Origin of the sequence: Lentilactobacillus diolivorans DSM 14421 (assembly GCF_001434255.1) — a bacterium.
GTDB classification, from domain to species: Bacteria; Bacillota; Bacilli; order Lactobacillales; family Lactobacillaceae; genus Lentilactobacillus; species Lentilactobacillus diolivorans.
The window spans coordinates 17398-42698 of the sequence record NZ_AZEY01000053.1 but is presented as its reverse complement, the minus strand read 5'-3'; the positions used below and the strand labels follow the sequence as shown (position 1 = coordinate 42698).

Here is a 25301-nt window from a genome sequence, read left to right as displayed (position 1 = left end):
ATAATCTACCAAAATGGCAACCCCATATTCCTGAATTTGGAATATGGGGTTGTGTTGCTTATATGGCCGGGATCTGCTTCTGATTCCACGTTTCAGCATAATAAATAATCTAATCTACAAACCAATATCCTTGTTTTGGGATATTGGTTGGCAGGGCTTATATGGCCGGAAGCTGCTTGTTAGACCACGTTTTGGCACAATAAAAAGTTCAGCAACTAACCCTCTCCCTCAAACTTCTCCTCAGCTATCAAAATCACCACCACTCATTTTCATACAACAATCTACAAAGATGCTAACCAGTATCATTCAGCAATCCATAAAAAAGAAGCCCAAAGCGACCATCACGATCACTCAGGCTCCTAATTTCTTCGCTTAATATTCAAATTTTTAACAACGATGCGACCAACAAATGCCGGCATTTCATCATTTACTGGAAATTGTTATACAGTTTTTCAAAATCAACCGTTCCCAAACCGGTAGCTTGGTTGTAAATCTTACCAGGTTGGCCTGTGTAGTACAAATTGGAATTATCAGTTGCGCTGTCAAGCGTCGTAAACGGCGTTTTATCCTTATCTTGAGCCAATTTGTATATTTGTGGATTCCAAAAGCCCATACGACCACCTTTACCACTATTAATAACGGCAGTTGCTCCGCTGAACTGTGGTGCAACGGCGCTTGTCCCACCAATGTTTGAAACCCAGCCGGTCTTCTTCATATAAATTTGATAACCAGTCATTGGATCCGCATTTGCAGAAACATCAGGGAAGTTACGCCCATAATCAGTACCACTAAGCAGAACCGGATTCATCCGGGGCTGAAGGGCATTGGAAATAAACTCACGAGCATTGAACGTATTAACACCTGAAACACCCTGTTGGTACTGTGGTGTGCCATAAACGTGGCTAATGCCACCGCCACCACCATTTAATAACTGAGAATAAAGGGTTAGATTGGATAAGAAAACGTTTCGATGCTTGGCGAAGGCTTTAAACATATAGTCGCCACCCCATGCCCGTTCTTTATCAACCGAGAATTTCAAACCATGACCATAATTTTTATGGAACGGCAGGGTCGTCCCACCCGTCGTTGTGACCCACGGATTATCAGCTGGGAAAGTACCATAAATACTATAATTTGGTAACTGAATGGCATTTAAAATTTTTCCGCCAATTCCAATGTTATAGGCTCCGGTATCACCGGAAGCGACAAATGTTGAAATCCCTTGCATAGCACCTTGAGCCATCACAATATTCATAACTTGGCCGTAAACCGGATTAATAAGGCCTTGATTTTTTAAGTAACGCATAATGTACTCACTTAAGCCATAGCTCAAAGATAATGAACTAACTCGATTTTCATCAAATGCCGTTGTGAATGCATCAACCATGCCAACATCACTAAACTTCGATTGGTAAACCCGGATATTGGCTTGAGGTGCAATCGCACCCGACTGTTGAACGTCAAGCGTCGTCTCTAAACCATAAGACTTTTCAGCGGCTGCCCCAAATGGAGACGGTGCACTAAGTTTCTTAACACTAATCCGATTGGGTTTAGTTGCAATATGCTCACCTTTCCAATACTGTTGGGCATCACGCTTACTGAAGCCACCGAAAGTAACGACCCCTAAAGTTTGGCCTTGTCCGTAATAGCCTTTGTCGTACAGGGGCTGTAAATGATATCGATTAACAAACTTCTGAGGTGCAAATTGTTTCTCAGGCTTAGTTGGTTTCTTCTTGGTCACCTTAGTCTGAACCTTGGTCTTCTTGTTGGTCTTCTTGTTGGTCTTATTTTTAGATGATTTGGCTGATGCGGCTTGAGCCCCCGTTTGAGTCAGGCCACCGCCCATTTTACTATTAAAACTAGTGATTCCTAGAACTGTCAAAACATTGTCAGCTAATTCAGCCGGCATTTTGGGCTTCTTAGATGAAAACTGAACGGGATTGTCACGATACTTAGCCGTTTGTAAGTTCGTATTAAAAGCTTTATTAACATTCTTAGCTTTCCCTGAAACCTTAATCATTAAGCCATTACTATAATTGTGGGTCTTTAAATGGTACTTTTTAAAATATGGTCGATACTGACCAACCACTTCTGCATTTTGACCAAATTTAGCACGGAAACTTGCAGGACTGTAAAAATGTTTAAAGTCCTGATTTCCTGGTGTATTAACCGCATAAATCTGATCAGCCATTTGATTCTGATCCCGTGGCTTCAGGACAACCTCGAGTTGCACCTGCTTGTTTGGTGAAAGCTTTTGCTTACCACTTAACTGTTTTAGGAGCTTATTGATCCCATAAGGATCCTTTCCAGCCGCTTTCTTTTTTGACGCCGCCTGGGCTGCCGGCGAAACCAATAGCAATGCTGCAAAGCTGACAGCGCCAACGAACCATTTCTTCTTCCTCAAATTCCTCAACTTCTTCCTCATATCATTAGACTCAAATTTTCCCCAAATCATTGCTCAAATTCACACCTTTAGAATACGCTCAAATAGTGATCTAGTACAATTGAAAGCGTTTTTGATCTTATCATTAATTCACATTTTGATTATGTATGAATTCTAATCCTGAAAGTGAATAACGGATCAATCAAATTCCCATCTCTCGAGCTTTTCAAAGATGATCACCACCCATTAAGACCACAAACGTTGCTAACTATTGTGAGATTACGCCATTCTCGAAATTGTGTCAATAGCATTACAAAAACATGACATTTGCAATGTGACAATTTCTCCGCCAATTTAATTGATCGCATAAGCAAAACACTAACACACACTCTTATTTTCGACTAGCAATGAATACGTTACATTAGGTTACCCTTCCCGTTGTTAAAGCATTTTTGATGAATTAGTTTTCGATTAAGTTTATTTTGGGTTTCCGATTTAAGTCATCCTTTAAAATCACTAGCTAACTGCTAAGAGACAAAAAAGGAACCCAGTCTTTTTTTATCAAGACCAGATTCCTGCTTAGTTGTAAATAATTAACGGATTGTTAGATACTAATTCTTCCCATTGAGAATAAGACAATTCCTAATATCGCACTGCTAATCACTGCCACCGTTAACAATGATTCCACTTTATTGAACCATTTACTGCCAGCAGCATCTTTACGAGCGTGCATAAATAGAAAGAATCCTGGAATGTAGGCAATTGAACACAGCAACAAATACTGCAAGCCGGCCATATAAATGCCGATGCTTTCAAAGGCAAATGCCAGAATGCCAATCAACAGCTGGATTCGATTTCCTTTTACATGGATGTGTTGAAAAGAATATTTAATCTGGTACGCGGCCACAAATAAATAGCATACAACAATTGCAGCCGTACAAAGTGAATAGGCAAAATTATATGCCCGGTCAGTGAAGATCAGGGTACATAGAAATCCCTGGATTAACAAGCCACTTACAATTAATGAGAATGTCGGCGCACCATGTTTATTTTTCCGACCGAAAATAGCGGGCAATAAATTTCGCTTTGCCATTAGACTGACCGTTTCAGCCGGTAACATCGTCCACGACAGCCATGAGCCAAGTGTTGAGATAACCAATCCCAAGCTAATCAAGGCCCCACCCCAGGTTCCAACCATATCTTTAAAAATATAAACCATTGCCGGCTGATTAATGGTCGTCAATTCGGACCGGGACATATAGCCGTATGGCAAAAGAGAGGCTAATACGTAAATTGTCAGCAGACAAGCCAGACCTAAGATCGTTGCTTTGCCGGCATCAGATTTTTTCTTAGCCCGCGATGACATCATCGAGGCCCCTTCAATACCAACAAAGACCCACATCATCACCATCATACAATTCTTGATCTGTGAGCCAACGGTTGCGCCACCATTGAAATTCCCTGTCATGTTATTCCAAAAATCAGCAGTAAATAGATGGTCTTTAAACAAGATAATTGCAAAGACAATAAATGTGAATAGTGGAATTAATTTACAAACGGTAATTACCGCATTCAAAATTGCGGCACTTTCAACGCCGCGATTCACAATGGCTGTTAAGCTCCATGCAATCACGCTGGCAACCATAATTGATGGGACGTTATTGCCGGCTTTAAAAATTGGAATAAAGTAGCCAACGGCACTCATCATCACGGTCGCAAAAGCCACGTTGCCCATCCATGACGATAACCAATAACCCCAACCGCTGATAAATCCGGCATATTGACCAAATCCGGCTTCGGCATAAGCAAAGATACCCTCAAGATCAGGTCGTTTCAAAACAAGATTATTTAGAGATAACGCCAGCATCAAAATTCCCAATCCAACGATGCCCCAAGCAATCAATGCCGGACCCGGTGAGGCTGCTTTTGCCAAATCAGAAGTTAGGGCAAAGACGCCGGCGCCAATTGAGGTTGTCACTGCCATCGCAGTTAGCGAAGTTAGTCCAATTCCCTTCGGGTTCGTTATTTGATTCGTTTGAGTTGTCATGGTGAACACTTCCCTTCATCATAAAATCATTAATATAAGCCAATTGGCATTGATGTCTGTCAATGCTTCATTATAGTTAGAATATCATGTCAGATTTTTCTCACAAAATTTAAAACCTATGATTTGAATACCAAAATCGACTGTAACATCTTTACATATAAATGTTAAAATTTTGCGAAAATTATTCACATTTTCGGTGAAATCAGTGCTAATTTGCATAAAAATAGAATATTTAAGACCGACAATCCAGAATATGCTACTATTTCTGACTTTAGAAGAGATTGATTCCAGACATTAACGTTAATTGGAATCTCCAGATTTTTATATACCAGCCGTCACACCATTACGAACATTAAATAAGCGTTTTCAACCCCACTATTATCAGAACGTGCTATTCTACATTCAAAATAACTAATCAAGGAGGCCAATGATGACTGAACAAAAAAATGGTGTTCAAATTTACCATGAACTGTTTGGTACCGAAACACATGATCCAAGAGTGATGTTTGAAATGCTCACTGTAAACGTCTTCCAACCGGGCCTGAACTGGCGGGTTGCAGCCAGTAAACTCCCAGTTTTTGACAAGGTTTTTAAACATTTTGATGTCACGGAAATTGCAAAATTTGATGAACAAGATCTCGAAGAATTAGAGGCAAATCCTCAGATGATTCGTAATCCGCGTAAAATTCGGGCCGTTGTTCAAAATGCCCAGGCCACTTTAAACCTGCAGCCTGAATTTAAAAGTCTGGCTGATTATCTGTGGTCGTTTAAGCCAACTCATTCTGACGCGGATATTATTAAAGGACCACTTCCCCACGATTCCCACACATTAGGCACGTTGGTTGCCAAAGACATGAAGAAGCGTGGGTTTACGTTTGTCGGGCCCACCACGATCGAATTACTGCTGGTCAGTACAGGTATCTTGAAACATGAGCCCGAATAAATGAACGATGAAAGGAAGTCTTTAAAATGGCTGAAAAAGTGACATTAATTGTCGGTCCTGGACACGCTGGCCTCGGAGAAGCTCTTGCAAGACGATTTGGTTCTCAAGGTAACACGATCGCGTTGCTGGGTAGAAACCAAGCCGACCTTGATAGTTTAGTACAAGTGTTAGCCGACGATCATATTTCGGCATTCGCGGTGACTGCCAACTTGGCTGATCCGGCAACTGTTAGTGCGGCATTAAGGCAAATCACGGATAAAGGTGAGCTTCAAACCGTTATTTATACAGCAACTCAGCGAACCAAAAACAAACCAGCTGAACTAACCGCCGACATCTTGAATCAAAGCCTTCCCAGTAATTTAATCGGTGCCATTACCGTCACTAATTTGGCACTTCCCTATGTCAAGAAAACCGGTAACGGGGTCTTTCTATATACTGGTAGTATCGTGGCAGCCAAACCAGGCCCAAGTGATGTTGAACAGTCAATCGGCAAAGCTGGCTTACACAGCTATGTTTTGGCACTGAATAAAGAATTAAGCAAATCAGGTGTTTTTGCCGGAATGGTCACCATCAACACGTATATTCGGAAAGGAAAACCAGGTCACATGGATCCAAATGTAATCGCAGGCGCTTTTGAGAATTTGGCAAATGACCGCCAACCGGCAGAAGTCCAGTATCATTAGGAATCCGACAGCATTCGTTATTGAAAATTCAAACAGCAGTCAAAAGCAATTTTGTTTTTGATTGCTGTTTTCTTATAAATACTGATATGTAAGCGCTTATCTACTTTACCGTTAACTTGAAAAAAGGTTGTAAATGGGCTATCTTTTTGGGTATATGCTTTTTACAAAATTCTCATTACATAGTAAGAAAAATAAAATACGGGGTTTATCATGGATAAAAGTAAAGTAAAAGTCTCATCAAAAATCAAACTATCTCAAAGCCACCACATGACAATTCCGTGGAATAACTTCATTGAAAATGATAATGTTCTGGCTAAGGATGCCAGTCTAAAGGAACGAGCCTCAGTTGTTGGCCGGGTTGGAATTCAGATGTTAGCCTGCGGGACAGGAGCTTGGCGGGTTCGTGACGCGATGAACACTGTCTCACGAGTTTTCGGACTAACCTGTTCGGCTGATATCGGGTTGACAACCATCGAATACACTTGCTTCGAAGCCGACCTCAGTTATTCTCAGGTACTTTCATTGCCAAGTACGGGAGTTAATACTGATAAATTAAACCTACTGGAAAATTTCGCAATGAATTTTAAAAAAGAATGCGCTGGTTTAACAATCAAACAAATTCATGCGAGAATCGATGAAATCCAGCATAAACCAGGAAGCTATTCACCGGTTAGTGCTGGATTGGCGGCTGCCTTAGCCTGCAGTGCCTTCATTTTTCTGCTGGGTGGTGGTCTCCCCGAAATGTTCTGCTCATTTGTCGGTGCTGGTCTTGGTAATTGGACTCGCCGAAAAATGATTGATAAACGGATGACCACCATTGCCAACGTAGCCGTGGGTGTTGCAGTGGCCTGCTTGGTTTATCTCTGCATGTTTAAAGTATTTGAATACGCCTTTCAAATTCCAGCTCACCACGAAGCAGGTTATATTGGGGCAATGCTATTCGTGATCCCAGGGTTTCCATTTATTACCAGTATGTTGGATATCTCCAAGTTGGACATGCGCTCAGGACTGGAACGACTTGCCTATGCTATTATGATCACCGTCGTTGCAACTTTAATTGGTTGGCTGGTCGCATTAACCGTGAATTTAAAGCCTGAAGATTTTATCCCACTTGGGATTAGTCCCCTTGTCTTGATGCTTCTGCGGCTACCTGCCAGCTTTTGCGGGGTCTTCGGCTTCTCAATTATGTTTAACAGCTCAACTCGGATGGCAACTGCCGCTGGACTAATTGGTGCCATTGCCAACACCCTAAGATTGGAACTGGTTGACCTAACTTCAATGCCACCAGCCGCTGCGGCTTTCTGCGGCGCACTGGTTGCCGGTTTACTTGCATCCCTAATCAACCGCTACAATGGATATCCGCGAATTTCACTCACCGTGCCATCCATTGTAATTATGGTTCCCGGCCTTTATATTTATCGCGCCGTCTATAGTATCGGGATTAACTCAATCGCAGTTGGCGCGCTGTGGCTCACAAAGGCGGTATTGATCATCATGTTCCTGCCGTTTGGGTTATTCGTTGCTCGAGTCTTGTTGGATAAGGAATGGCGGCATTTTGATTAATTATTCAACCAATTGAAATTGAGACAGAAGATGTTTTTTTCCAACAGTTAAATAATAAAAGCCAATATTCCAAGATTCGGAATATTGGCTTTTATTATTTAAAATCTGAGAGCTGGGCATTTACCACCCTACTCCAGGCTTTTAGTCCAATTTTTTCTTATTTAAAACGTTCAATTTATCATCAAAATCATAAACAACTGGTTCACCGGTTGCCATTTCAAGATTCATGATGTCTTCATCAGAAATGTTTTCGATGTACTTGGAAAGGGCACGTAATGAATTACCATGGGCGGCAATGACCACATTCTTGCCATCAAGCAATAATGGGGCAATCTTGTCTTCCCAGTATGGCATTACTCGTTCAAGAGTAACCTTGAGATTTTCACCACCAGGAACAATATGTGGATCAAGGTTGGCATAACGACGGTCGTGAACAGCTGAACCTTCGTCATCAGCACTCAAAAGTGGTGGCAAAACATCGTATGAACGACGCCAAATATGAACTTGATCTTCACCATACTTTTCAGCTGCCTTAGCCTTGTTGTGGCCTTGCAATGCACCATAATGACGCTCGTTTAAACGCCATGATTTTTCTTCTGGGATCCAAAGTTGATCTGAGTATTCCAATACGTAATGTAATGTCTTGATTGCACGGGTCAAAACAGAAGTGAAAGCATAGTCGAACTGAATGCCGGCTTGTTTGATTAATTTACCAGCATTGATAGCCTGCTTAACGCCTTCTTCGCTTAAATCAACATCAACCCAACCAGTAAATTGGTTAGATAAATTCCATTCACTTTGACCATGACGAATTAAAACAAGTTTTGCCAATATAATTACCTCTTTCTAAATTCTCTTAGTCATATACTCATTAGATTTTACACCAAATCCACCGGAATTTCAGCCCCAATCGGAAAAAAGCAGTTTGGACATTCTCGGTTATCCAAACAAGACAAAAACGAACGTCAAGATATCCTAATACCTGCGTTTAAAGTATACTTGAATTGAATACTTTCTATGGGGAGGATACAAAGGAATTGACAAAATTAACGACTATTTTACTTGGCGTTTCTGCCAGCCTGTGTTTGTTGGGCAGCACCTCGCAAACGACTGACGCGAGGGCCACCAAACTTAGCAAGGGTTACATAAATGTTTCACCACATCATTATTACCTAACTAAAGCAAAAATTCTTACTACTCAAGGGACATCAACTAAACGGTTCAAGGTAACCATTCCCAAAGGGACGATTCTTCAGCCCGGTTATACAACCACCACGAAACGTGGTCATTCATATCTCCAAGTTTCCGTTGATGGGCTAAACTACAGCATCCGAAAACCGTTTTTGGCTCACAAATCAACTGTCAGCTACACGGCTTGGATTGCAGCAAAATCGACTCTTTTTAAACGGATCAAACGGCCAACTTATTTAAAATATTATCCAGGTAACCACATTTTCCCAACCGGTGCATCACGAATCGCCCGTAATGATGGTAATCTTTGGCAGGGCACTCAATTACCAGCCGATTATTTAAGTGCGACCGCCAATCGAATTCGAGTGACAACCAACGGCTATCTTGAACATTTTAGCAAGTCACCCTTCTATTACAGTATCAGTGGAAAACCAGATAGTACAACAAAAGTCCAGAAGGCACTCTACTTTAACAAAGGACATCTCAATTTGTACTTTAAGACAAAGCCTAAAAAAATTGCAACCACCAAATTCCATAAAAAAGGCAACTATCGCTATCGACTGATTATTAATCGGCTGTATCAAAATGCGGTCACTAACATTTCAAACGGAAAAAATCCTGCCGATCCATTAAACGTTGATTACGTCATGGTTTCTGGAAAGTATACAGTTGCCAACAAGGACTACTACATGACAACTGAATCAATTAATTTAGATAATTAAGGGGAATTATGTCATGAAAATCATTCATTTGTTAGTTGGTGCCATGCTGGGCGCTGTGATTATCTTCAACATCCCCACCCACGTTGCGGCTGCCGATACCTACTTAAAAGTTACCAAAAACAACTTCTTAAAAACAACCCGTCAGATCAAAACCTATAACAGCAAGAAAACCATTTCAATGACGATCCCTAAAAATACTGTTGTTCAAGTAGCAGGAGTCACTACTCGCAATAAGAAGCGTTACATTGATTTAAATGCGAATCAGCTAAACTATAAGATTCGCCAGCCACTAATTGCGAATAACAGCACCACCAAATGGACCCATTGGATTTCTACCAACACCAAGAATTTCAAACGGGTCCACAAACCCACATACCTCAACTTTTACGCGATTAACAAATCCTATCCCAAGGGGGCTTATCGCTCATATGTCGCTGATGGCAATCTATGGCAAACGACTGTCTGGCCGGCCGATCCAAGTACGCAATCTGCAGCCTTGGTTCAAATTACTGCCAATGGCTATTTGGAGTATTCTCAAAGTGTTAATATGACCAGCCTGCTGGCACCCAAGCCAACCGATTCTCTTCAAATTCAAAAAGCAACGTACTCGGTAAATAACGGGAAATTGGATTTATATTTTAAAACCAAGCCAAAATTTGCAGAAACTACCCGAATTAATAAGAAGGGAAACAATCGATATCGACTCGTCATCAAACGGCTGTTTGCATACACTGCAACCCCAATTACTGCAACCAATGAACCAACAAATATCAGCAAAATTGAAATTGGGAGTCGCTATCAGATTGGCAAAACTAATTATTTGATGCATCTGGGAACTGCTGAGATTAAGAGCAAGTATTAAAGTGCAAAACAAAGTTAGTTAACATCAGCCATTAAGGCCACGGTAAATAGGGCATTTTCCAAGTCAACCAATTCATATTGACTTGGAAAATGCCCTATTTACTAATATTACGATTTAAAAGACAACCGATTTTCTGGAAAATGCAAGTTACAACCAGTCCTATCAGCTATTTTTTTGGATCCGGTTCTTTTGGTACAGGAACGGTTTCATCATGGCGTTTAACTCCTAGGATATCCAAGAAAAATGTAAAAATTGGGACGCCACAGATCAGCCCCCAGATACCGAAGAAGTGTTCACCAATTAATAAAACAACAAACGTATAGAAGATTGGTAAATTCGTTCGTGAAGCCATAAAGTTAGGATTTAAAACATAAGCCTCAAAAGCATGGACAACGATGATTGTAATTAACAGATAAAAGACATCCTGAATACCACCAACCGAGTACCCAACCAGCGATAACGGAACAAAAGAAATAATAACTCCGGCAACCGGAATCAAACTCAGGATAAAGACCATTAGTGCCAACACTGCTAATTGTGGTAAATGCATAAATGCCATCACAATGGTAGTTAGAATCGTATTACAAATTGCAATGAAGAACTGGGCTTCAATCACCACGCCAAAAGTTGAAACAAATTTCTTGCCAAAGAAATATAAGTCTTGAAAGAACCAGCCAAAATCGCTTTGCAGGAACGTTCTCGAAAAGGTATCCATTGTTTTTTTCTCAATTGAAAAGAAGAAGCTCAAAATCATTGACAGAAACAATGTTACACCCATCGTCCCAATTCCAGTGATGTACTTCCAAATCAGAGAAACACCATTTTTCATTTGTCCCATGATATTACTCTGTTTAATGAGTTCATTTACCCAATCTAAAGTATTATCATCTGGTAAGTTCTTTGGATTTGAATAAAAATCAATGATATCTTTGGTTGAGCCAATGGTTTGCTCCGCGATCCGCGGAATATAGATTGTAATCGCATAATACAGCGCCAAGATCACCACTAAATACAGGACGGTAACGATGACTTGTGACGGAATTTTGACATGCCGTCTGACCAAATTAGTGAGTTTAACCACCAATAAACAAAAGATAAAAGTTAACAAAATCGTACTCATCATACTTCTGACAATGTAAAGCACCAAAATTGCGAGCATCAATACAGCAAATCTTCTAAGTGGCACATTATTAACAAATCTTGACCAAACCGACAAACAACCCACTCCTTCTCGAATCAATTTTAGTTTTCCCTCTGGGTGATCCTAATTCTACTCTAGTGAACCGGTTTCAAACAAGGAAATGTTAGTTGATTTATCAAAGGGGGAGAGTGAGACAAAAGGCGGTTAACTTCCAGAGTACAACTGGGTTATCCGAATATTCCGGACTTGAATATCCGGATAATTCGGTTGTACGGCAGGAAGTTGCCTTTTATCTCACGTTTCGGCTTGGTAATAGTCGTGATTACAAAAATGGGAGGCTGGACAAAATCACTTTTGTCTCAGCCCCCACTCCCCTTTTGAATGAATCCTAGTTAAATACAAATCTGATGTAATACCAATCAATTTGTCTTAGTATTTTTCTTTAACATACTGCTGGATCGTTTGGTGATTAGTATGGGCGCCCTTAATAACGTTTCGGACATCTTGATCACTCATGGCATTCGAATCAACACCGGCAGCGCTAATTTCTTGACGGGCTTTGGTAATTTGGTTATCGGTAATCGGCTTACCATTTACCTCTTTATCCTTCTTAGTAACCGTGTATTCATTAGATCCTTTGTAATCATTGGCTGCCTTCTTTTCTGAAGAAGTCAGACTAGCACTGCTACTGGAAGAAACATTGGGATTGTTAGTCGTATTCTGATTAGAATTGGACTGTTCAAAATCATTACTTGAACTAGCCGTACTACTCCCGGAATCAAACGTTGAACCACTGATTGCATTGTTGTTTTGCTTTTGCAGCTTCTTGGCTTTTGTCAAAATGCTAGTGTAGTAGGTTTGCTTGATCGATTTGTCAGCGAAGAGTTTGTCCAAAGTACTATTAGATTGTACGTACTTTCCCTCACCACTCTCGTTCAAGGCCTGATCATAAAGCTTATTATAGGTCTTCATATTGCCCTGAATGGTTTTAATTGTATCGATTCGCGTTTGAGCCCGATCCTTTAGTTGCTCGTTACCCTTTTTTGTATTGGCAACGGATTGATAATTGTCCTTCGCAGTTCCAAACTGCTGATTGTCAAACGATTCATTGGCAGCGATGAATGATTGGGTCTGATTAAGCAGCCGACTCGCTTTTGTATCGCTTGGCTTACGTTTCAAGGCGTTGGTAAATGATGTTTCAGCCGACGGGTAATTCTCATTTGAAATTTGAAGGCTGGCGCGTTGCATTGCCTGCGCGTATAATTTTTCATTTTGACTATGACGAGCATATGCATAACCACCAACCGAACCTGCAATAATGATGGTAATGACAACCCATATCCATTTCTTCAAAATTTGCCCTCCTACATTATAATTACGTTTAAGATTATCATCGTTCACAATCCCAAACAGTTGTGAAATAAGTCTCAACGTAATTATAACATTTTTGCAGCCCTGACATTCAAGTGTTTAGTCGCCTAGATTAAAAGGTATAATAAATATGAATGGCGAAATATCCAGAGTGAGACAAAAGCGGTTAACTTCCAGAGGTTTACTCTGCAGGTTGAATTGTGAGATGATCCAGTTGGACGCCAGAGAGTTGTCTTTTCTCTCATGTTTTCGCTCAATAATAGTTGCGATTGTTCAAAAAAGCTGGTTAAAATAACGCTTATTTCAGCTTCTTGATGATTCAGCCAAAATATGACACCAGTTGAAAGGGGAAAATTTAATGCTTGAAAAACACTTCTATCGATCATTTTTGAAAGACGCTTTTACAATTCCGGTTCAGGTTACATATTGGGACGGCAAAACAGAAATCTATGGGAATGGCACGCCAAAAGTCGGTATCACATTTCACGAAGCAATCCCGATCCGCCAAATCATTAAAAATGCGTCAACCGCTCTTGGCGAGGGCTATATGGATGGCAAAATTGATATTCATGGTAGTATTGAAGACTTAATTACGTCCGCTTACGAGAATCCCAACAGCTTCTTTCACAACAAAAAATTCATTCATTATCTACCAAAAGTCTCACACGATGAAAAAGAAAGTGCCAAAGATGTTCAAGAACACTACGACATTGGTAATGACTTTTACCGGCTCTGGTTGGATAAAACAATGACTTATTCCTGCGCCTACTTTAAAACCCCTAATGATGATTTAGAGACTGCCCAGAAAAATAAAGTCGATCATATTTTGGCAAAACTAAATTTGAAGCCACACCGTTCCCTTCTCGATATTGGTTGTGGTTGGGGAACATTAATGCTGCGGGCAGCGGAAAAATACAGCGTTCACGTTGTTGGGATTACATTGAGCAAGGAACAGTATGATTACGTCAACCAGAAAATTAACTTGCTGGGTCTCAAAGATGTCGCCGAAGTCAAACTCATGGATTATCGTGAGTTGGGTGATGTCCAATTTGACTACATTACTTCAGTTGGTATGTTTGAACACGTTGGCAAAGAAAACCTTGGTGAGTACTTTAATTGTGTCGCAAATTATTTAGCTCCCAACGGCACCGCACTTATTCACGGAATTACCCGTCAGCAAGGGGGTGCCCTCAACGGCTGGATCAATAAATGGATTTTCCCGGGTGGTTACATTCCCGGCTTAAGTGAAAATCTTGATCACATCGTTGAAAATGGCATGCAAATTTATGACTTGGAATCATTGCGCCGTCACTATCAGAAAACGACTGAGACTTGGGATGATAATTTTAATCATGTCCGCGGCCAAGTTGAAGATATGTTTGATAAACGGTTCGCTCGAATGTGGGACTTGTATCTCCAAGCATGTGCCGCTTCATTTCGTTCTGGCAATATTGACGTCATGCAATATCTCATTTCAAAGGGACCATCAGGCCACAATTTGCCAATGACAAGGGAATATATGTATCAATAACGTACTTTTGCCAACCAAGTAGTTAATTTAAAGGCTGGAAATCGATTCAAAAAATCAGGTTCTGCTTAGTTATGCCATTCAGTAATCACAATCAAATTTTTGCGATATCAGCCTGCCCTCTAACAACAAGACAATTTCAGAATACTCTGGTATAGTAGCGTTAATTGTTCAGGATGAAAGGAGCCTCTGTAATGGCAAATGAATCAGAAGAGTTTATTAAGCAGCATATGTTTGGTCAGCCCGAACTTAAACCAGACGAAAAACGAGCATTTTTGGGTAATTTTCGTGAACGCGTTGCCTTGGCGTTAACCATTCAACAATTGCGTCAACCTGAAACCGTTAAGATGGTTCAAAATATTGTTGACCACTATCCCGAATACCGAATGTATATCAACGGCAAAATGCCAGACTCGCTTATTACAAAATTTATGAAACTTGCGGTCCAATCAAATTATCAATTTACCATTCTCGTTCAAAATGGTGTTCGAGTTGAACAAGAGGTTCATTCAGGTGATTTTGGATTGGTTATCGCTTCACCAGATAAAAAAATCAAACGGCGAATTTTGTTGTAACTTTATTGATATTGAGAAGCCGATGAAAAAAGGTTGAGACGTGAAACTGTCTCAACCTTTTGTTATCAATTCTTGGATATCGATTAGTGTTCGAAACGTGGAATCAGAAGGCTCTTTCCATGATGAAGTGATAATTGAAAATAAAATCAGATGAAAATTGGTTGAACTTGCCAAGTTATTCCGTTTTCAGTTTGCGGTTTAACAATCATCATCAAAATTTCACTAAAGTGTGGAAAGAGCCAATCAGAAGCAGATTCCGGCCATATAAGCCATTAATGCCCATATTCCAAAATCAGGGTTTGGATTCTGGGCTGGCTGCTTGGCCGAAACGTGGTCTAGCAAGCAGATTCCGCACATATAAGCCATTTGTAACTGCCCATATTCCAAAATCAGGAATATTCGGCTCGGTATTGGTTATCTAGTCGAAAACGTGGTCTAGCAAGCAGATTCCGGCCACATAAGGCCCCTAAACCCAACATTCCAAGTTCAGGAATATTGGGTTTAGGGGCCTTATGTTCTGGAATCTAACCGCTTGCTAGACCACTCTTGTTATTTTAACACCCTAAACCGTTCCGAATCCTCGATAAAGTCTTTGTCCCCTGCCGGTGCTTCAATTGAGCCAAAGTCCAATTGCGCTCTGAGCTTCCAGCTATCAGGAATATTAAAGGCTTCCTTTACTTGGTCATCGATCAGTGGGTTGTAATGTTGCAAGTTGGCGCCAATACCATTTTCAGCTAATGATGTCCAAACAGCAAATTGGGCATTTCCTTGCGCTTGTTCCGACCAATCAGCAAAGTTATCAGCATACAATGCAAAATCATTTTCAAAACGATGAACAATTTCTTCGTCAGTGTAGAAAAGAACCGTTCCAAAAGCAGCTTTAAAGCCGTTAATCTTTTCCAAAGTCTTTTGATAAGCAGCCTCAGTTGGGACCTCCGACTTCAGACGCTTTGCAACAATGTCCCACAACTTTTCGTGATTCTCATTAAACAAAATCACGGCACGGGTTGTTTGATTGTTAAACGGAGTTGGTGCCCACTTGATATCTTCTTTAATCAAGTTAGCAATATCATCCTGGGATTGTTCAACGTTACGGCCTAATGCATAAATTGAACGGCGTTTCTTAGCTAAGTCTAAAAGTTGTTCCTTCATTGTAATACCTCGCTTTATTTATTTCTTATTCAATGCTTATAAGTATATCAACTTACTTTTAATAAGTAAAGGATTTTTAGTTAATTTCTTAATTCAATGATCCCGATATCACCATTAACATGATTGACTCATCCCTTGCGCGCTTTGAATTTTTCATGTTTAACGCCACAACCACCCCTAATACTGACAATTATCCTAGCCCATCATTTAGTTCTAATGTTCACACGTCATCAAAAGTAACGTGAGGCAATAGCCATGATGACACAAAATAAGGCTGGACAAAATCACATTGTCTCAGCCCCATCACAATTTTTATTTAATTTTAAATGTTAATCTAAAATAATCACCTAATATTGACTACAAAAACAGCGCCAACATAAAGACAGCAGCCAGTCCAAGGACAACCGAAATTGCCATCGAGCGTGTCCAAAAGGCAATGCCGATCACAATAACAGCGGCCACCATTTCTGGGATTCGACTGAAAGTCACTGCATAATCTGGCGAAATGAAAAGATCCTTAACAACCAGTGCCGTGAATAATGAAATGGGCACATACCTCATCCATTCATTGAACCAGTCAGGTATTTTTCGAGTACGAAAAAATAGTAACGGGATCAAACGTGGTGCAAACGCCACGCAAAAACACGCTAATATCAGCCAAACATGTTGTGTCGTGTTCCATTCCATAAATCCTACTCCTCGTCATTAATGTCTTCATCAGGCCCACCAGCAAGGTTTTTAATTGACCTGAGCCAACCACTCTTTGGATCGAACTTTCGGATTGTAGCTTCCACCGCAAATCCAATGAAAGAGGCGACTACAGTCGAAATAACCAATCCAAGCGTTGATTTGGTAAGAACCATGAAAAAAGCCGCCAAGAAGCCGGATAAAACACAGATTACAATAATTAAACCGTTCTTTGACTGCATCACAATCATGTATAAAAACAATGCGGTCAAGGCAAAATGGACAATCGTTAAATCAATATTAATGGCACTGCCAATTAAACTCCCGATCAGGTTGCTAACCGTCCAAAATAACAAAGTTGTGTGTTCGACGTTCAAAGCATCTTTGGGCGTGAACTTTTTATCGGTTGAAAACTTCAGATAGTTTAAGGCGTAATTTTCGTCATTCATTGACGCCGCAAATATCGCTGTAAAGCCTAGCGACTGCCCATGTAAGTATTTGGAAAGACTCGATCCCAGTAACGCATACCTCAACTCAAGAAAAAACAACATCAGGATAACCGATAACATTGGTGAATTAGTCGCCAGTAGTGAAGCAATTAAAAACTGCGCACCACCTGAAAAGACCATGATTGACACCATCAACGTTGTCCAAACATTAAATCCCGAAGCATGCAATAAAATCCCACACGCCAAACCGATTGGAATATAACTCAAGTCTACTGGTAACGATGCGTCTAAAATCTTTTTCCAATACGGCGCATCCTTATCAATTCTTGCAGCATTTCTACCCAAAAAGATTTCCTCCATTTAAAAACCTTTAAATTCAGATTTAACTGTTTCCTTAAATGCTCCGCGCCCGACAATTTATGCCACCTAACTAAATTTAGTCAATTATTCTACTCAAAATCTCAGTTATGTAACTTTTCGACACACATCACATTTCAATGTAAAAATAATGTAAACACAATTCAAGTTCAATTATATGGGATATTGAACAATTAATAAACACTTTTACGGCAATTCATTTTCAAAAGAGCCGCAAAATTGCTCGCCATAGGAGAACAAACGGATTGGCCTTCTTTACCGACTTGTTTGTGAACAATTTAATTGTCCCCTGATAAGTAGCTAAGTACTTTGGCGCCTGACCATTAGCAAGGAGTCTTGCAGTCCCAGCACTCGTATTCTTCTTAGCAGGTGCGGCAATTTTTTTAGGATGATGCAAATATTTGGCCGTAATTTGCTTTCGAGAAATGGCCTTAGGTGCCCAAACCCACGTTTTCTTTTGGTTCACCACATCAACACTGGTTTGTTTCCCGTCAGGTACCTTTGCCAGATGAACGCCTTTGACCTGACTATTTTTTGAAACAATAATTGGATGTTGCTTTGTGAAAACAAATTTCATTAATTTAGCTGTTTGGATAAATCGAGCTGGATCCGTGGCACTATCGTTACGCGTTCCCAAAACAACTGTAATAATTCGATGGTGTTGACGGGTAGCCGAACCCACAAAGCAAGCACCGGCCTTATCAGAAGTCCCGGTTTTTAGTCCGTCAACGACCGCGCCACGTGCAATTTGCTTGTTGCCTAGTAGTTCATTGTGCCCACTAATTGCCGTCCCATAAAACGAAGACTGTGCTTGGCTGGTAATTTGAGTTACTTTAGGAAAACGTTTCAACAACCGACTGGCTAATAGTGCAACGTCACTGGCTGATAATTCATTTTCAGCGTTGGCATTAACCCCTTTCAAGGCTAACCCACCCGTCAATTTATTCGTTAACCCGGAGGCGTTGTAAAATTTAGCATCGGTAATCCCCAATTTTTTGGCCGTTTGATTCATTTTAGCGGCAAATTGGCTTGAACTTCCGGAAACTTCTTGACCCAACGCAATCGCTGCCGCATTCGCAGAAGCAACTAAAGTAGCATTAACTAACGCACGTACTGAATAAGAATGACCAGATTTCAATGGCACATTAGTCAATCCAGACGCTGTACTAAGTTTAGCCACTGCCGGGGTTATCTTCACATGATCATTCCAAGATAGTTTTCCCTGGCTAATTTGTTGATGCACAATATAGATCGTCATCAACTTGGAAATTGAAGCAATTGCCAACGGTTGGTTAGCATTCTTCTGATATAAGATTTGCCCCGTATTAGCATCAACGGCAATCGCTGCCTTTGCATAAATTTTGGGCTGAGCTGTTTCAACCGTGCTGGCACTAACATAAGGCTGGGTACTTAATGGTAACGCAAATAATGCAATTGCAACGAGAAGTAATTTAAGCTTGGACTTCATAGAGATCCCTTCTAATTGGTAGTTTTAGGTGCTTGATCTTTCTTGGTCAGTCGATCACCGTGTTTAACGGGGAGATGAATAGAAAACGTCGTCAATCTTTCATCGGAACTAACACTGATATAACCCCCATGCAAATCGATAATACTCTGGGCAATCGCTAAGCCTAAGCCAGAACCACCAGTATCTTTATTGCGAGAAGCTTCGACGCGGTAAAAGCGTTCAAAGATTTGATCTAAAGATTTCTGAGGGATCTGCGACCCGTCGTTAGAAACATGAATGATGACTTCTCCAGGTTGGCCGGTTTGCGCATCCAAATAAATGTGCTTGCCATCCTTCCCATACTTGATCGCGTTGGAAATTAAATTATTAAAAACCCGACCAAGCTTTTCAGCATCTGCTTCAATATATAATGGCTGATCAGTATCTTTGGCAGAAATGGTCAAGCCCACTTTTTTGGCTTCCAATTCAAAACTTGCAACTAATTGTTCCATCATCTGATTTAAATCAATTCGATTAATTGATAACGGGGTCCCGGTTTGTTTAACCTTGGTATACTCAAACAGATTGTCAACCAGTGATTTCATCTGCTTAGCTTTTAAATAGGCAACTTCTGTATATTTTAACAGGTCTTCCTGACTATGATACTGCTTGTCCTGGATCAATCCCAGATAGCCCAAAATAGAAGTTAATGGCGTTCGTAGATCATGACTGACGTTAGTAATCAGCTCATCCTTCGAATTTTCAATTGCCCGCTCTTCATCCATTGATTTAATGACACTATCAACCAACGCATTGATACTCTCAACAACCGACTGGGTATTTCCTTTCAACTTGAAGCCAATTCGGTGATCCAAATGCCCATTCGCAATATAATGAAGTTCACTAATAATATGGCGCAGCTGCATTTGATGGTAACGCCGAATAAGACGCCAATAAACAACCGCGGCGTCAAAGACCAGCATTAATGTAATAAAAATGTTCTCCCAGCTCCAAAGATGAAAGTGATCAGGTCCAATTAAGATCGATCGTTTAATAATGAAAATGCCATCCCGGAGGCCCGGATTTGTTTGGATTGACTGGTTAATCAGAATGATAATCGACAGATTTAGCAACAAGAGCAGGATGACCGTTACAATTCCTTCAAGAAACAATTCTGTTTTTTCACGGCCGGTTAACTTCAAGATGGTCCCTCTTCCTTCAAATAAAATTGACAACAATGAAACATACCAATTCTTGCCAACTTAGTATGACAATAGGTTGGTGAATTGATCCCTTTCGAAATAAATGACTATAACTTGTTTAAGTGGTTTACCAGAAAGCAGATCCCGGCCATATAAGCACCCTAAGCCTAATATTCAAGCCCGGAATATTTCCTTTTTGGACTGGCTACCTAGCCGAAACGTGTGCCAGAAAGCAGATCCCGGCCATATAAGCACCTTAAGCCCAATATTCAAGCCCGGAATATTTCTTTTTTGGCTGGCTACCGTGCCGAAACGTGCTTTAAGAAGCAGATCCCGGCCATATAAGCACCTTAAGCCCAATATTCAAGCCCGGAATATTTCTTTTTTGGCTGGCTACCGTGCCGAAACGTGTGCCAGAAAGCAGATCCCGGCCATATAAGCACCCTAAGCCCAATATTCAAGCCCGGAATATTGGGCTTAGGGTGCTTATATTCTGGGATCTAACCGCTTTCTGGCACACTCTGTTCTAATGGCTCTCAATCTTATACCCGACGCCCCACACCGTTTGGATTACCTTTTCACCGTTTGTGGCGTCCTCAATCTTATCTCTCAAATGGCTCACATGAACCATGACTGTTTTAGCCGAGACAATACTCTCTTGACGCCATACTCGCTCGAAAATTTCATCCGCCGAAAAGACCCGGTTAGGATGACTTGCCAACAGGTACAGGATCCCAAATTCCAAAGCCGTCAGCTGAATAGGCGTGCCAGTGATTGTTTTGACTTCGTGTGAATCCTTATTGATTGTTAAAGGTCCAATATCCAAAACATCCGGGGTATCATTTTTAACATGTTCCTCAGTCCGTCGTAAAAGCGACTTAACTCGCGCCATCACCTCAAGCGGGTTAAATGGCTTAGTCACATAGTCATCGGCACCGCTAATCAGTCCCTGAATTTTATCCATATCTTCAGTCTTCGCGGATAAAATAATAATTGGAATTTGGGAATCTTTACGAACCTCTTTAATCACTTCAATACCATTCATTCCCGGCATCATAATGTCCAAAATCATTAAGCCAATATCAGACTCAGTCCGCAACTTGGATAATGCTTCTTGGCCACTATATGCTGAAACTGGTTCGTAACCTTCATTTCGAATATAAATTTCAAGCAGTTGAGCAATCTCTTTATCATCGTCGACAACTAAAATTTTCATCATTAATCAACCTCATTATTTTTAAATTGTTATTGTTATAAGTTATCATTTACCGTTAAATTTGTCGTTCAACACTGATTTTACACTTTCTAGTGTAACTGACAACTCTTAGAAAACCAACTTAAAAGAAACTACAGAAGTCGCAGTGACGCAAAAGACAGCTTTCTACCCAGTCATATCACTCTGCTCACTAATATGTAAGGAACCAAAACCTGCCATCCCAAACCATCCTTCAAAGCACAAAAAAGTCGGGGCAAAATGATCTTACTCCGACTCCAAGCATTAACTCAGTGATTAATTAAACTACTCGTTTCCTGACCAACAACCAACGAGGCCAGATGGGTTCCAAATTTAATGGCATCAATCATTGACATTCCCTGGCTCAGCCCAGCAATGATTCCGCCACAATAAGTATCACCAGCACCAATTGTGTTAACAACTCGGTTTTTCTCAGCGGTTATTTTTTCCTGCTTGCCATCATGATAATATAACGTACCGGCTTCACCCAGTGTCACTAATACCGGCGCGTTCGTTCGTTGATTAACCTGAGTAATTTTGCCTGCCAGATTACTCCCATTTCCCAAGAGTTCACCAACTTCATCCTGATTCGCATGAACAATCACGTGTTGCGTCAATAATCGTGCCATAATTTTCGGTGAGAGATAGGATACTCGCGGCGAAACGTCAAATAACAGGTAAGAATCTGATCGACGATTTGCTAGTCCATCTAGAATCACATTTGCTGTTTTGGGGTCTTCCATTTCATAACCGCTTAAATAAAAATATTGGTAGTCTTTCACGTTAATATTATCAAACCACTCTGGTCGCCACTGCTGCTCGACCCCTTGAATCGTCACAAAAGTTCGCTCACCGTTGGGCTCAACAAATGACAAATCCCAGCCATTATCACCAGTTGAAATGGATAATTTTTCAGAAATCTTTGCCCGCTGCATTTGAGCCCGAACCATATCAGCATATTGGCCATTCCCCACCGGTACAAATAAATCAGCAGGCTGTTCAGCATACTGGAGTGCCCCATAAACATTAAAGGCCGAACCACCAATGTTATACTTTCGGAAATTAGCAGTCACGTCCTGACCAGATGAAGGCAGCTTTGGTAATTCGAGCACAATGTCCACAAACGCCGCGCCAATGATCAATGATCGACTCATCGTGTTACCCCACTTTTTCGCTGAATCCGTGCGATTTTGACGATCAGCATTGACCCAATTGCCAAAACCGCTGCAACAAAGACACCCAAACTATTATTCCGAAAAATGCCATAAGCAAATGGACCATTCCAAATGGCATTATTCGTAAATAAGAATCCAGTAATTGTTGAAATGATCCAGGAAATAATGCCACCCCAGTTGTATTTGAACTGCGAATTAGGGTCAAGAAGCTTGATATCATACCCCCGCTGTCGAAACATCACGCTATCACAGAGAAAAATAGCAACCCAACTGGCCAAACAAATGCCCAGAAAGTTCAGAAAAATTTCAAAATTACCTAAAAAATTACCCGAAATAAATAACACATATACTGGGATCAATATCACAATAGCCCCATGAAAGATCAACGAAGTCCGCTGAGAAACGTTAATACCAATGGTTGCTAAATTAATTCGAGCTGATCTAAACGAAATAATGCATTGTGGAATTAGGCCACCGGCTGCAACCACAAAGTAAATCGCACCAATCCAACTTGGCAGCGCCGCATACATCACACCAAACGGATCACCAGTGCCGGCTAACGTAGGTTCAATCGTACTTAAAACAACGCCGCCCGCCATTAAAATGAATAACGGGACAGCACCACCCAACGTCGTATTCCAAAAAGTAGCAGCCGGTTTAGTCGTTGGCTTAACATACGCACCCCAGTCAGCTGCTGCCATTGACCAGGAAATGCCGGATCCGGCCGCAACAATACTAACAGCCGGCAGAAAACCAGTTACCCAATGACCACTTGGTAAATGAATGGCCGCCGACCAATTTGCTTTTACCAAAAACAGCCCTAATATCACAATTGTTAAAATACCAAAGACCCAACTTAACCAAGTTTGAATGTTAGCCAACGTTTTCTCACTTAAAACCCCGGAAAATAAGACCAGGCCACCAAAAATAATAAGCGAGAAACCAACCGTCACATTGCTTTTGGTAAAACCAAAAAACTTAAATAAAGAAACCAACAGCAACGATCCCGTGATGACATTCACTGCCAACCAGCCAACCATGTTGAGCCAAGCGATAGTATTGGGAATCTTATTACCTTGACTGCCATACGCAGCTCGGCTCAGCTTAAACGTTGTGACACCTTCCCGTTGGCCAATCATCGCCACCCAACCGGGAATCAGAAATGACAACGACCCGACCAGAGATGCCAGAATTGCTTGAAAAAACGACATGTGGTAACTCACAATCATCGCTCCAAACACAAACCCCATGATGCCAACATTTGCAGCAAACCAATTATAAAATAATTTTCCGGGCGTCAGTGTTTTATCAACAGTCGGAATTTAAATTACGTTGTCGTCCAAGACGATCACCTCATTAAGATTTATTTTAATTAGAGAGTGGGACGAAAGGCGGTTGCCTTTTGGCGCATGTTACCACTCGGTAATAATCGTGATTACACAAAACGGGGCTGGATAAAATTACTTTTGTCTCAGCCTCTAAAATCCGTGGCGGGAAACAACTTCCTTGACTAATTCAATTTAAAGAATACCTGATTTCTGCCACTGGTTCTTCCACTATTCCGAACCATCCCGAAATCGACTAATCACTTCTGCGTATTGTTTCAAATCATGATCTGGATTTTGTTTATCGATTAAGTCAACCCAATCAGAATTGATTGTATGGTAGCCCTGCTTGGCACCACAAATTGCCGTTGCCATCGCACCAATTGTATCGGTATCACCGCCTAAATTGGCACACATTAAAGCACATTTTTTAACATCCTTAGTGAAGTAGGCAATGGCCACCGCCGCGGGAATGCTTTCCGAAATCAACGTCCCAGTGCCGATTAAATTATAAATTTGGGTCATAAACCCACTTTGATTGTCAATGTGCCGATTGGCCGTATAAATTGCCATCTGCAGGCGCTCATGGGTGTGGGCAGACCAAGTTGGCGCGCCAAGTTCAAACCCCAAATCATTTGCTTTTAAGGCATAATCAATAATTTGATCCCAGGAATAATCGGCCACCGCAGCCGTCACTGCTCCGGCAATCATGCAAGCCCCACTAATCGCAACATCACTTGAATGGGTAATTCGCGTCACCTGATCAACCATTTGAACAAGTTCATCAATTTGGTCAGGCTCATATAACGTGCCGATCGGCGAAATCCGCATCCCCGCCCCATTAGTTAACGCTTTATCCGTTACCGGGCGTGGGTCTTTACCAGCCTTCACAGCTAATAGTGCTGCTTTACTGCTGGGTCCTAAAATATTAAATTGCCATGCACCAACTTTGTCTGCCCAAGCCATAATATGTTTAACTAAGTTAGCCGCAGAAGGCTGCCAATTTGTTTCAATTAACGAATCAAGAATTGCCAATGCCTGGTTGGTATCATCGGTGTACTGCCCACGTTTAAAGTTCTTGGCAATATCGTTATTTTTGGGACTATCGAGAAAATCAGTGATGGGTTGCTTAAACTGTTTTTTGAGTGTTTGAATTGGCCAAAGCTCAGATGGCATTCCCATGGCGTCGCCAATTGCCTGACCGTATAATGCGCCCAAAATTTTATCCGTTGATCTCATTAAT

At 41.0% G+C, this 25301-nt stretch carries 21 protein-coding genes; 7 read left to right on the top strand and 14 right to left on the bottom strand.

What is annotated here, in order from left to right; genetic code table 11:
- Positions 1-427: 427 nt before the first annotated feature.
- Positions 428-2425, bottom strand: coding sequence for a S53 family peptidase (locus FC85_RS05535; RefSeq protein ID WP_147008607.1), 1998 nt, complete (start codon positions 2423-2425; stop codon positions 428-430).
- A 562-nt stretch (positions 2426-2987) separates the two neighbouring features.
- Complete coding sequence (gene arcD / locus FC85_RS05530; protein WP_057864556.1) at positions 2988-4430, bottom strand: arginine-ornithine antiporter; 1443 nt, start codon at positions 4428-4430, stop codon at positions 2988-2990.
- Between the two features lie 430 nt (positions 4431-4860).
- On the opposite strand from arcD, the gene FC85_RS05525 reads away from it, so the two are divergent.
- The 3 genes from FC85_RS05525 to FC85_RS05515 all read left to right on the top strand — a co-directional run bounded on the left by FC85_RS05525 (position 4861) and on the right by FC85_RS05515 (position 7619).
- Complete coding sequence (locus FC85_RS05525) at positions 4861-5373, top strand: DNA-3-methyladenine glycosylase I (protein ID WP_083484989.1); 513 nt, start codon at positions 4861-4863, stop codon at positions 5371-5373.
- A gap of 26 nt (positions 5374-5399) precedes the next feature.
- Positions 5400-6056: an SDR family NAD(P)-dependent oxidoreductase gene (locus FC85_RS05520; RefSeq protein ID WP_057864554.1), complete on the top strand. Its 657-nt coding sequence runs from the start codon at positions 5400-5402 to the stop codon at positions 6054-6056.
- A 210-nt stretch (positions 6057-6266) separates the two neighbouring features.
- Positions 6267-7619: a threonine/serine exporter family protein gene (locus FC85_RS05515; RefSeq protein ID WP_057864553.1), complete on the top strand. Its 1353-nt coding sequence runs from the start codon at positions 6267-6269 to the stop codon at positions 7617-7619.
- 141 nt (positions 7620-7760) lie between these two features.
- Here the strand turns inward: FC85_RS05515 and FC85_RS05510 are convergent, their stop codons facing one another.
- Positions 7761-8450 carry a 2,3-diphosphoglycerate-dependent phosphoglycerate mutase gene (locus FC85_RS05510; RefSeq protein WP_057864552.1) on the bottom strand — a complete coding sequence of 230 codons (690 nt, stop codon included), beginning with the start codon at positions 8448-8450 and terminating at the stop codon, positions 7761-7763.
- A gap of 206 nt (positions 8451-8656) precedes the next feature.
- Between FC85_RS05510 and FC85_RS05505 the strand changes: the two genes are divergently transcribed.
- Together FC85_RS05505 and FC85_RS05500 are read left to right on the top strand one after the other, a co-directional pair.
- Entirely contained in the window at positions 8657-9532 is an 876-nt protein-coding gene (locus tag FC85_RS05505; protein WP_057864551.1) for a hypothetical protein, read from the top strand.
- Positions 9533-9545: 13 nt separating this feature from the next.
- Positions 9546-10394, top strand: coding sequence for a hypothetical protein (locus FC85_RS05500; RefSeq protein WP_057864550.1), 849 nt, complete (start codon positions 9546-9548; stop codon positions 10392-10394).
- A gap of 166 nt (positions 10395-10560) precedes the next feature.
- Here FC85_RS05500 and FC85_RS05495 read toward each other — a convergent pair whose 3' ends face one another.
- Together FC85_RS05495 and FC85_RS05490 are read right to left on the bottom strand one after the other, a co-directional pair.
- Positions 10561-11553, bottom strand: a complete 993-nt coding sequence (locus FC85_RS05495) for an AI-2E family transporter (protein ID WP_083484993.1) — start codon at positions 11551-11553, stop codon at positions 10561-10563.
- A gap of 411 nt (positions 11554-11964) precedes the next feature.
- A complete protein-coding gene (locus tag FC85_RS05490; protein WP_057864548.1) occupies positions 11965-12888 on the bottom strand; it encodes a hypothetical protein in 924 nt (307 codons plus the stop codon).
- A gap of 376 nt (positions 12889-13264) precedes the next feature.
- Here FC85_RS05490 and FC85_RS05485 point away from each other — a divergent pair, with 376 nt between their 5' ends.
- Together FC85_RS05485 and FC85_RS05480 are read left to right on the top strand one after the other, a co-directional pair.
- Positions 13265-14437: a class I SAM-dependent methyltransferase gene (locus tag FC85_RS05485; protein ID WP_057864547.1), complete on the top strand. Its 1173-nt coding sequence runs from the start codon at positions 13265-13267 to the stop codon at positions 14435-14437.
- Positions 14438-14628: 191 nt separating this feature from the next.
- Positions 14629-15009 (top strand): DUF1694 domain-containing protein, encoded by a 381-nt coding sequence (locus tag FC85_RS05480; RefSeq protein ID WP_057864546.1) that lies wholly within the window; start codon positions 14629-14631, stop codon positions 15007-15009.
- A 549-nt stretch (positions 15010-15558) separates the two neighbouring features.
- Here FC85_RS05480 and FC85_RS05470 read toward each other — a convergent pair.
- The 9 genes from FC85_RS05470 to FC85_RS05430 all read right to left on the bottom strand — a co-directional run bounded on the left by FC85_RS05470 (position 15559) and on the right by FC85_RS05430 (position 25297).
- A complete protein-coding gene (locus tag FC85_RS05470; RefSeq protein WP_057864544.1) occupies positions 15559-16161 on the bottom strand; it encodes a nitroreductase family protein in 603 nt (200 codons plus the stop codon).
- 357 nt (positions 16162-16518) lie between these two features.
- Complete coding sequence (locus FC85_RS05465; protein WP_057864543.1) at positions 16519-16848, bottom strand: AzlD domain-containing protein; 330 nt, start codon at positions 16846-16848, stop codon at positions 16519-16521.
- Between the two features lie 5 nt (positions 16849-16853).
- Positions 16854-17642: an AzlC family ABC transporter permease gene (locus FC85_RS05460; protein WP_057864542.1), complete on the bottom strand. Its 789-nt coding sequence runs from the start codon at positions 17640-17642 to the stop codon at positions 16854-16856.
- Between the two features lie 235 nt (positions 17643-17877).
- A complete protein-coding gene (locus FC85_RS05455) occupies positions 17878-19143 on the bottom strand; it encodes a D-alanyl-D-alanine carboxypeptidase family protein (RefSeq protein WP_057864541.1) in 1266 nt (421 codons plus the stop codon).
- 11 nt (positions 19144-19154) lie between these two features.
- Entirely contained in the window at positions 19155-20324 is a 1170-nt protein-coding gene (locus FC85_RS05450; RefSeq protein WP_057864540.1) for a sensor histidine kinase, read from the bottom strand.
- A 526-nt stretch (positions 20325-20850) separates the two neighbouring features.
- Positions 20851-21540: a response regulator transcription factor CroR gene (gene croR, locus FC85_RS05445; protein ID WP_057864573.1), complete on the bottom strand. Its 690-nt coding sequence runs from the start codon at positions 21538-21540 to the stop codon at positions 20851-20853.
- A gap of 287 nt (positions 21541-21827) precedes the next feature.
- Positions 21828-22712, bottom strand: a complete 885-nt coding sequence (locus FC85_RS05440; RefSeq protein ID WP_057864539.1) for a PfkB family carbohydrate kinase — start codon at positions 22710-22712, stop codon at positions 21828-21830.
- Positions 22709-24055: a purine-cytosine permease family protein gene (locus FC85_RS05435; protein WP_147008625.1), complete on the bottom strand. Its 1347-nt coding sequence runs from the start codon at positions 24053-24055 to the stop codon at positions 22709-22711. Before FC85_RS05435 ends, FC85_RS05440 begins: the two co-directional genes overlap by 4 nt.
- A 234-nt stretch (positions 24056-24289) precedes the next feature.
- Entirely contained in the window at positions 24290-25297 is a 1008-nt protein-coding gene (locus tag FC85_RS05430; protein WP_057864538.1) for an ADP-ribosylglycohydrolase family protein, read from the bottom strand.
- Positions 25298-25301 lie beyond the last annotated feature (4 nt).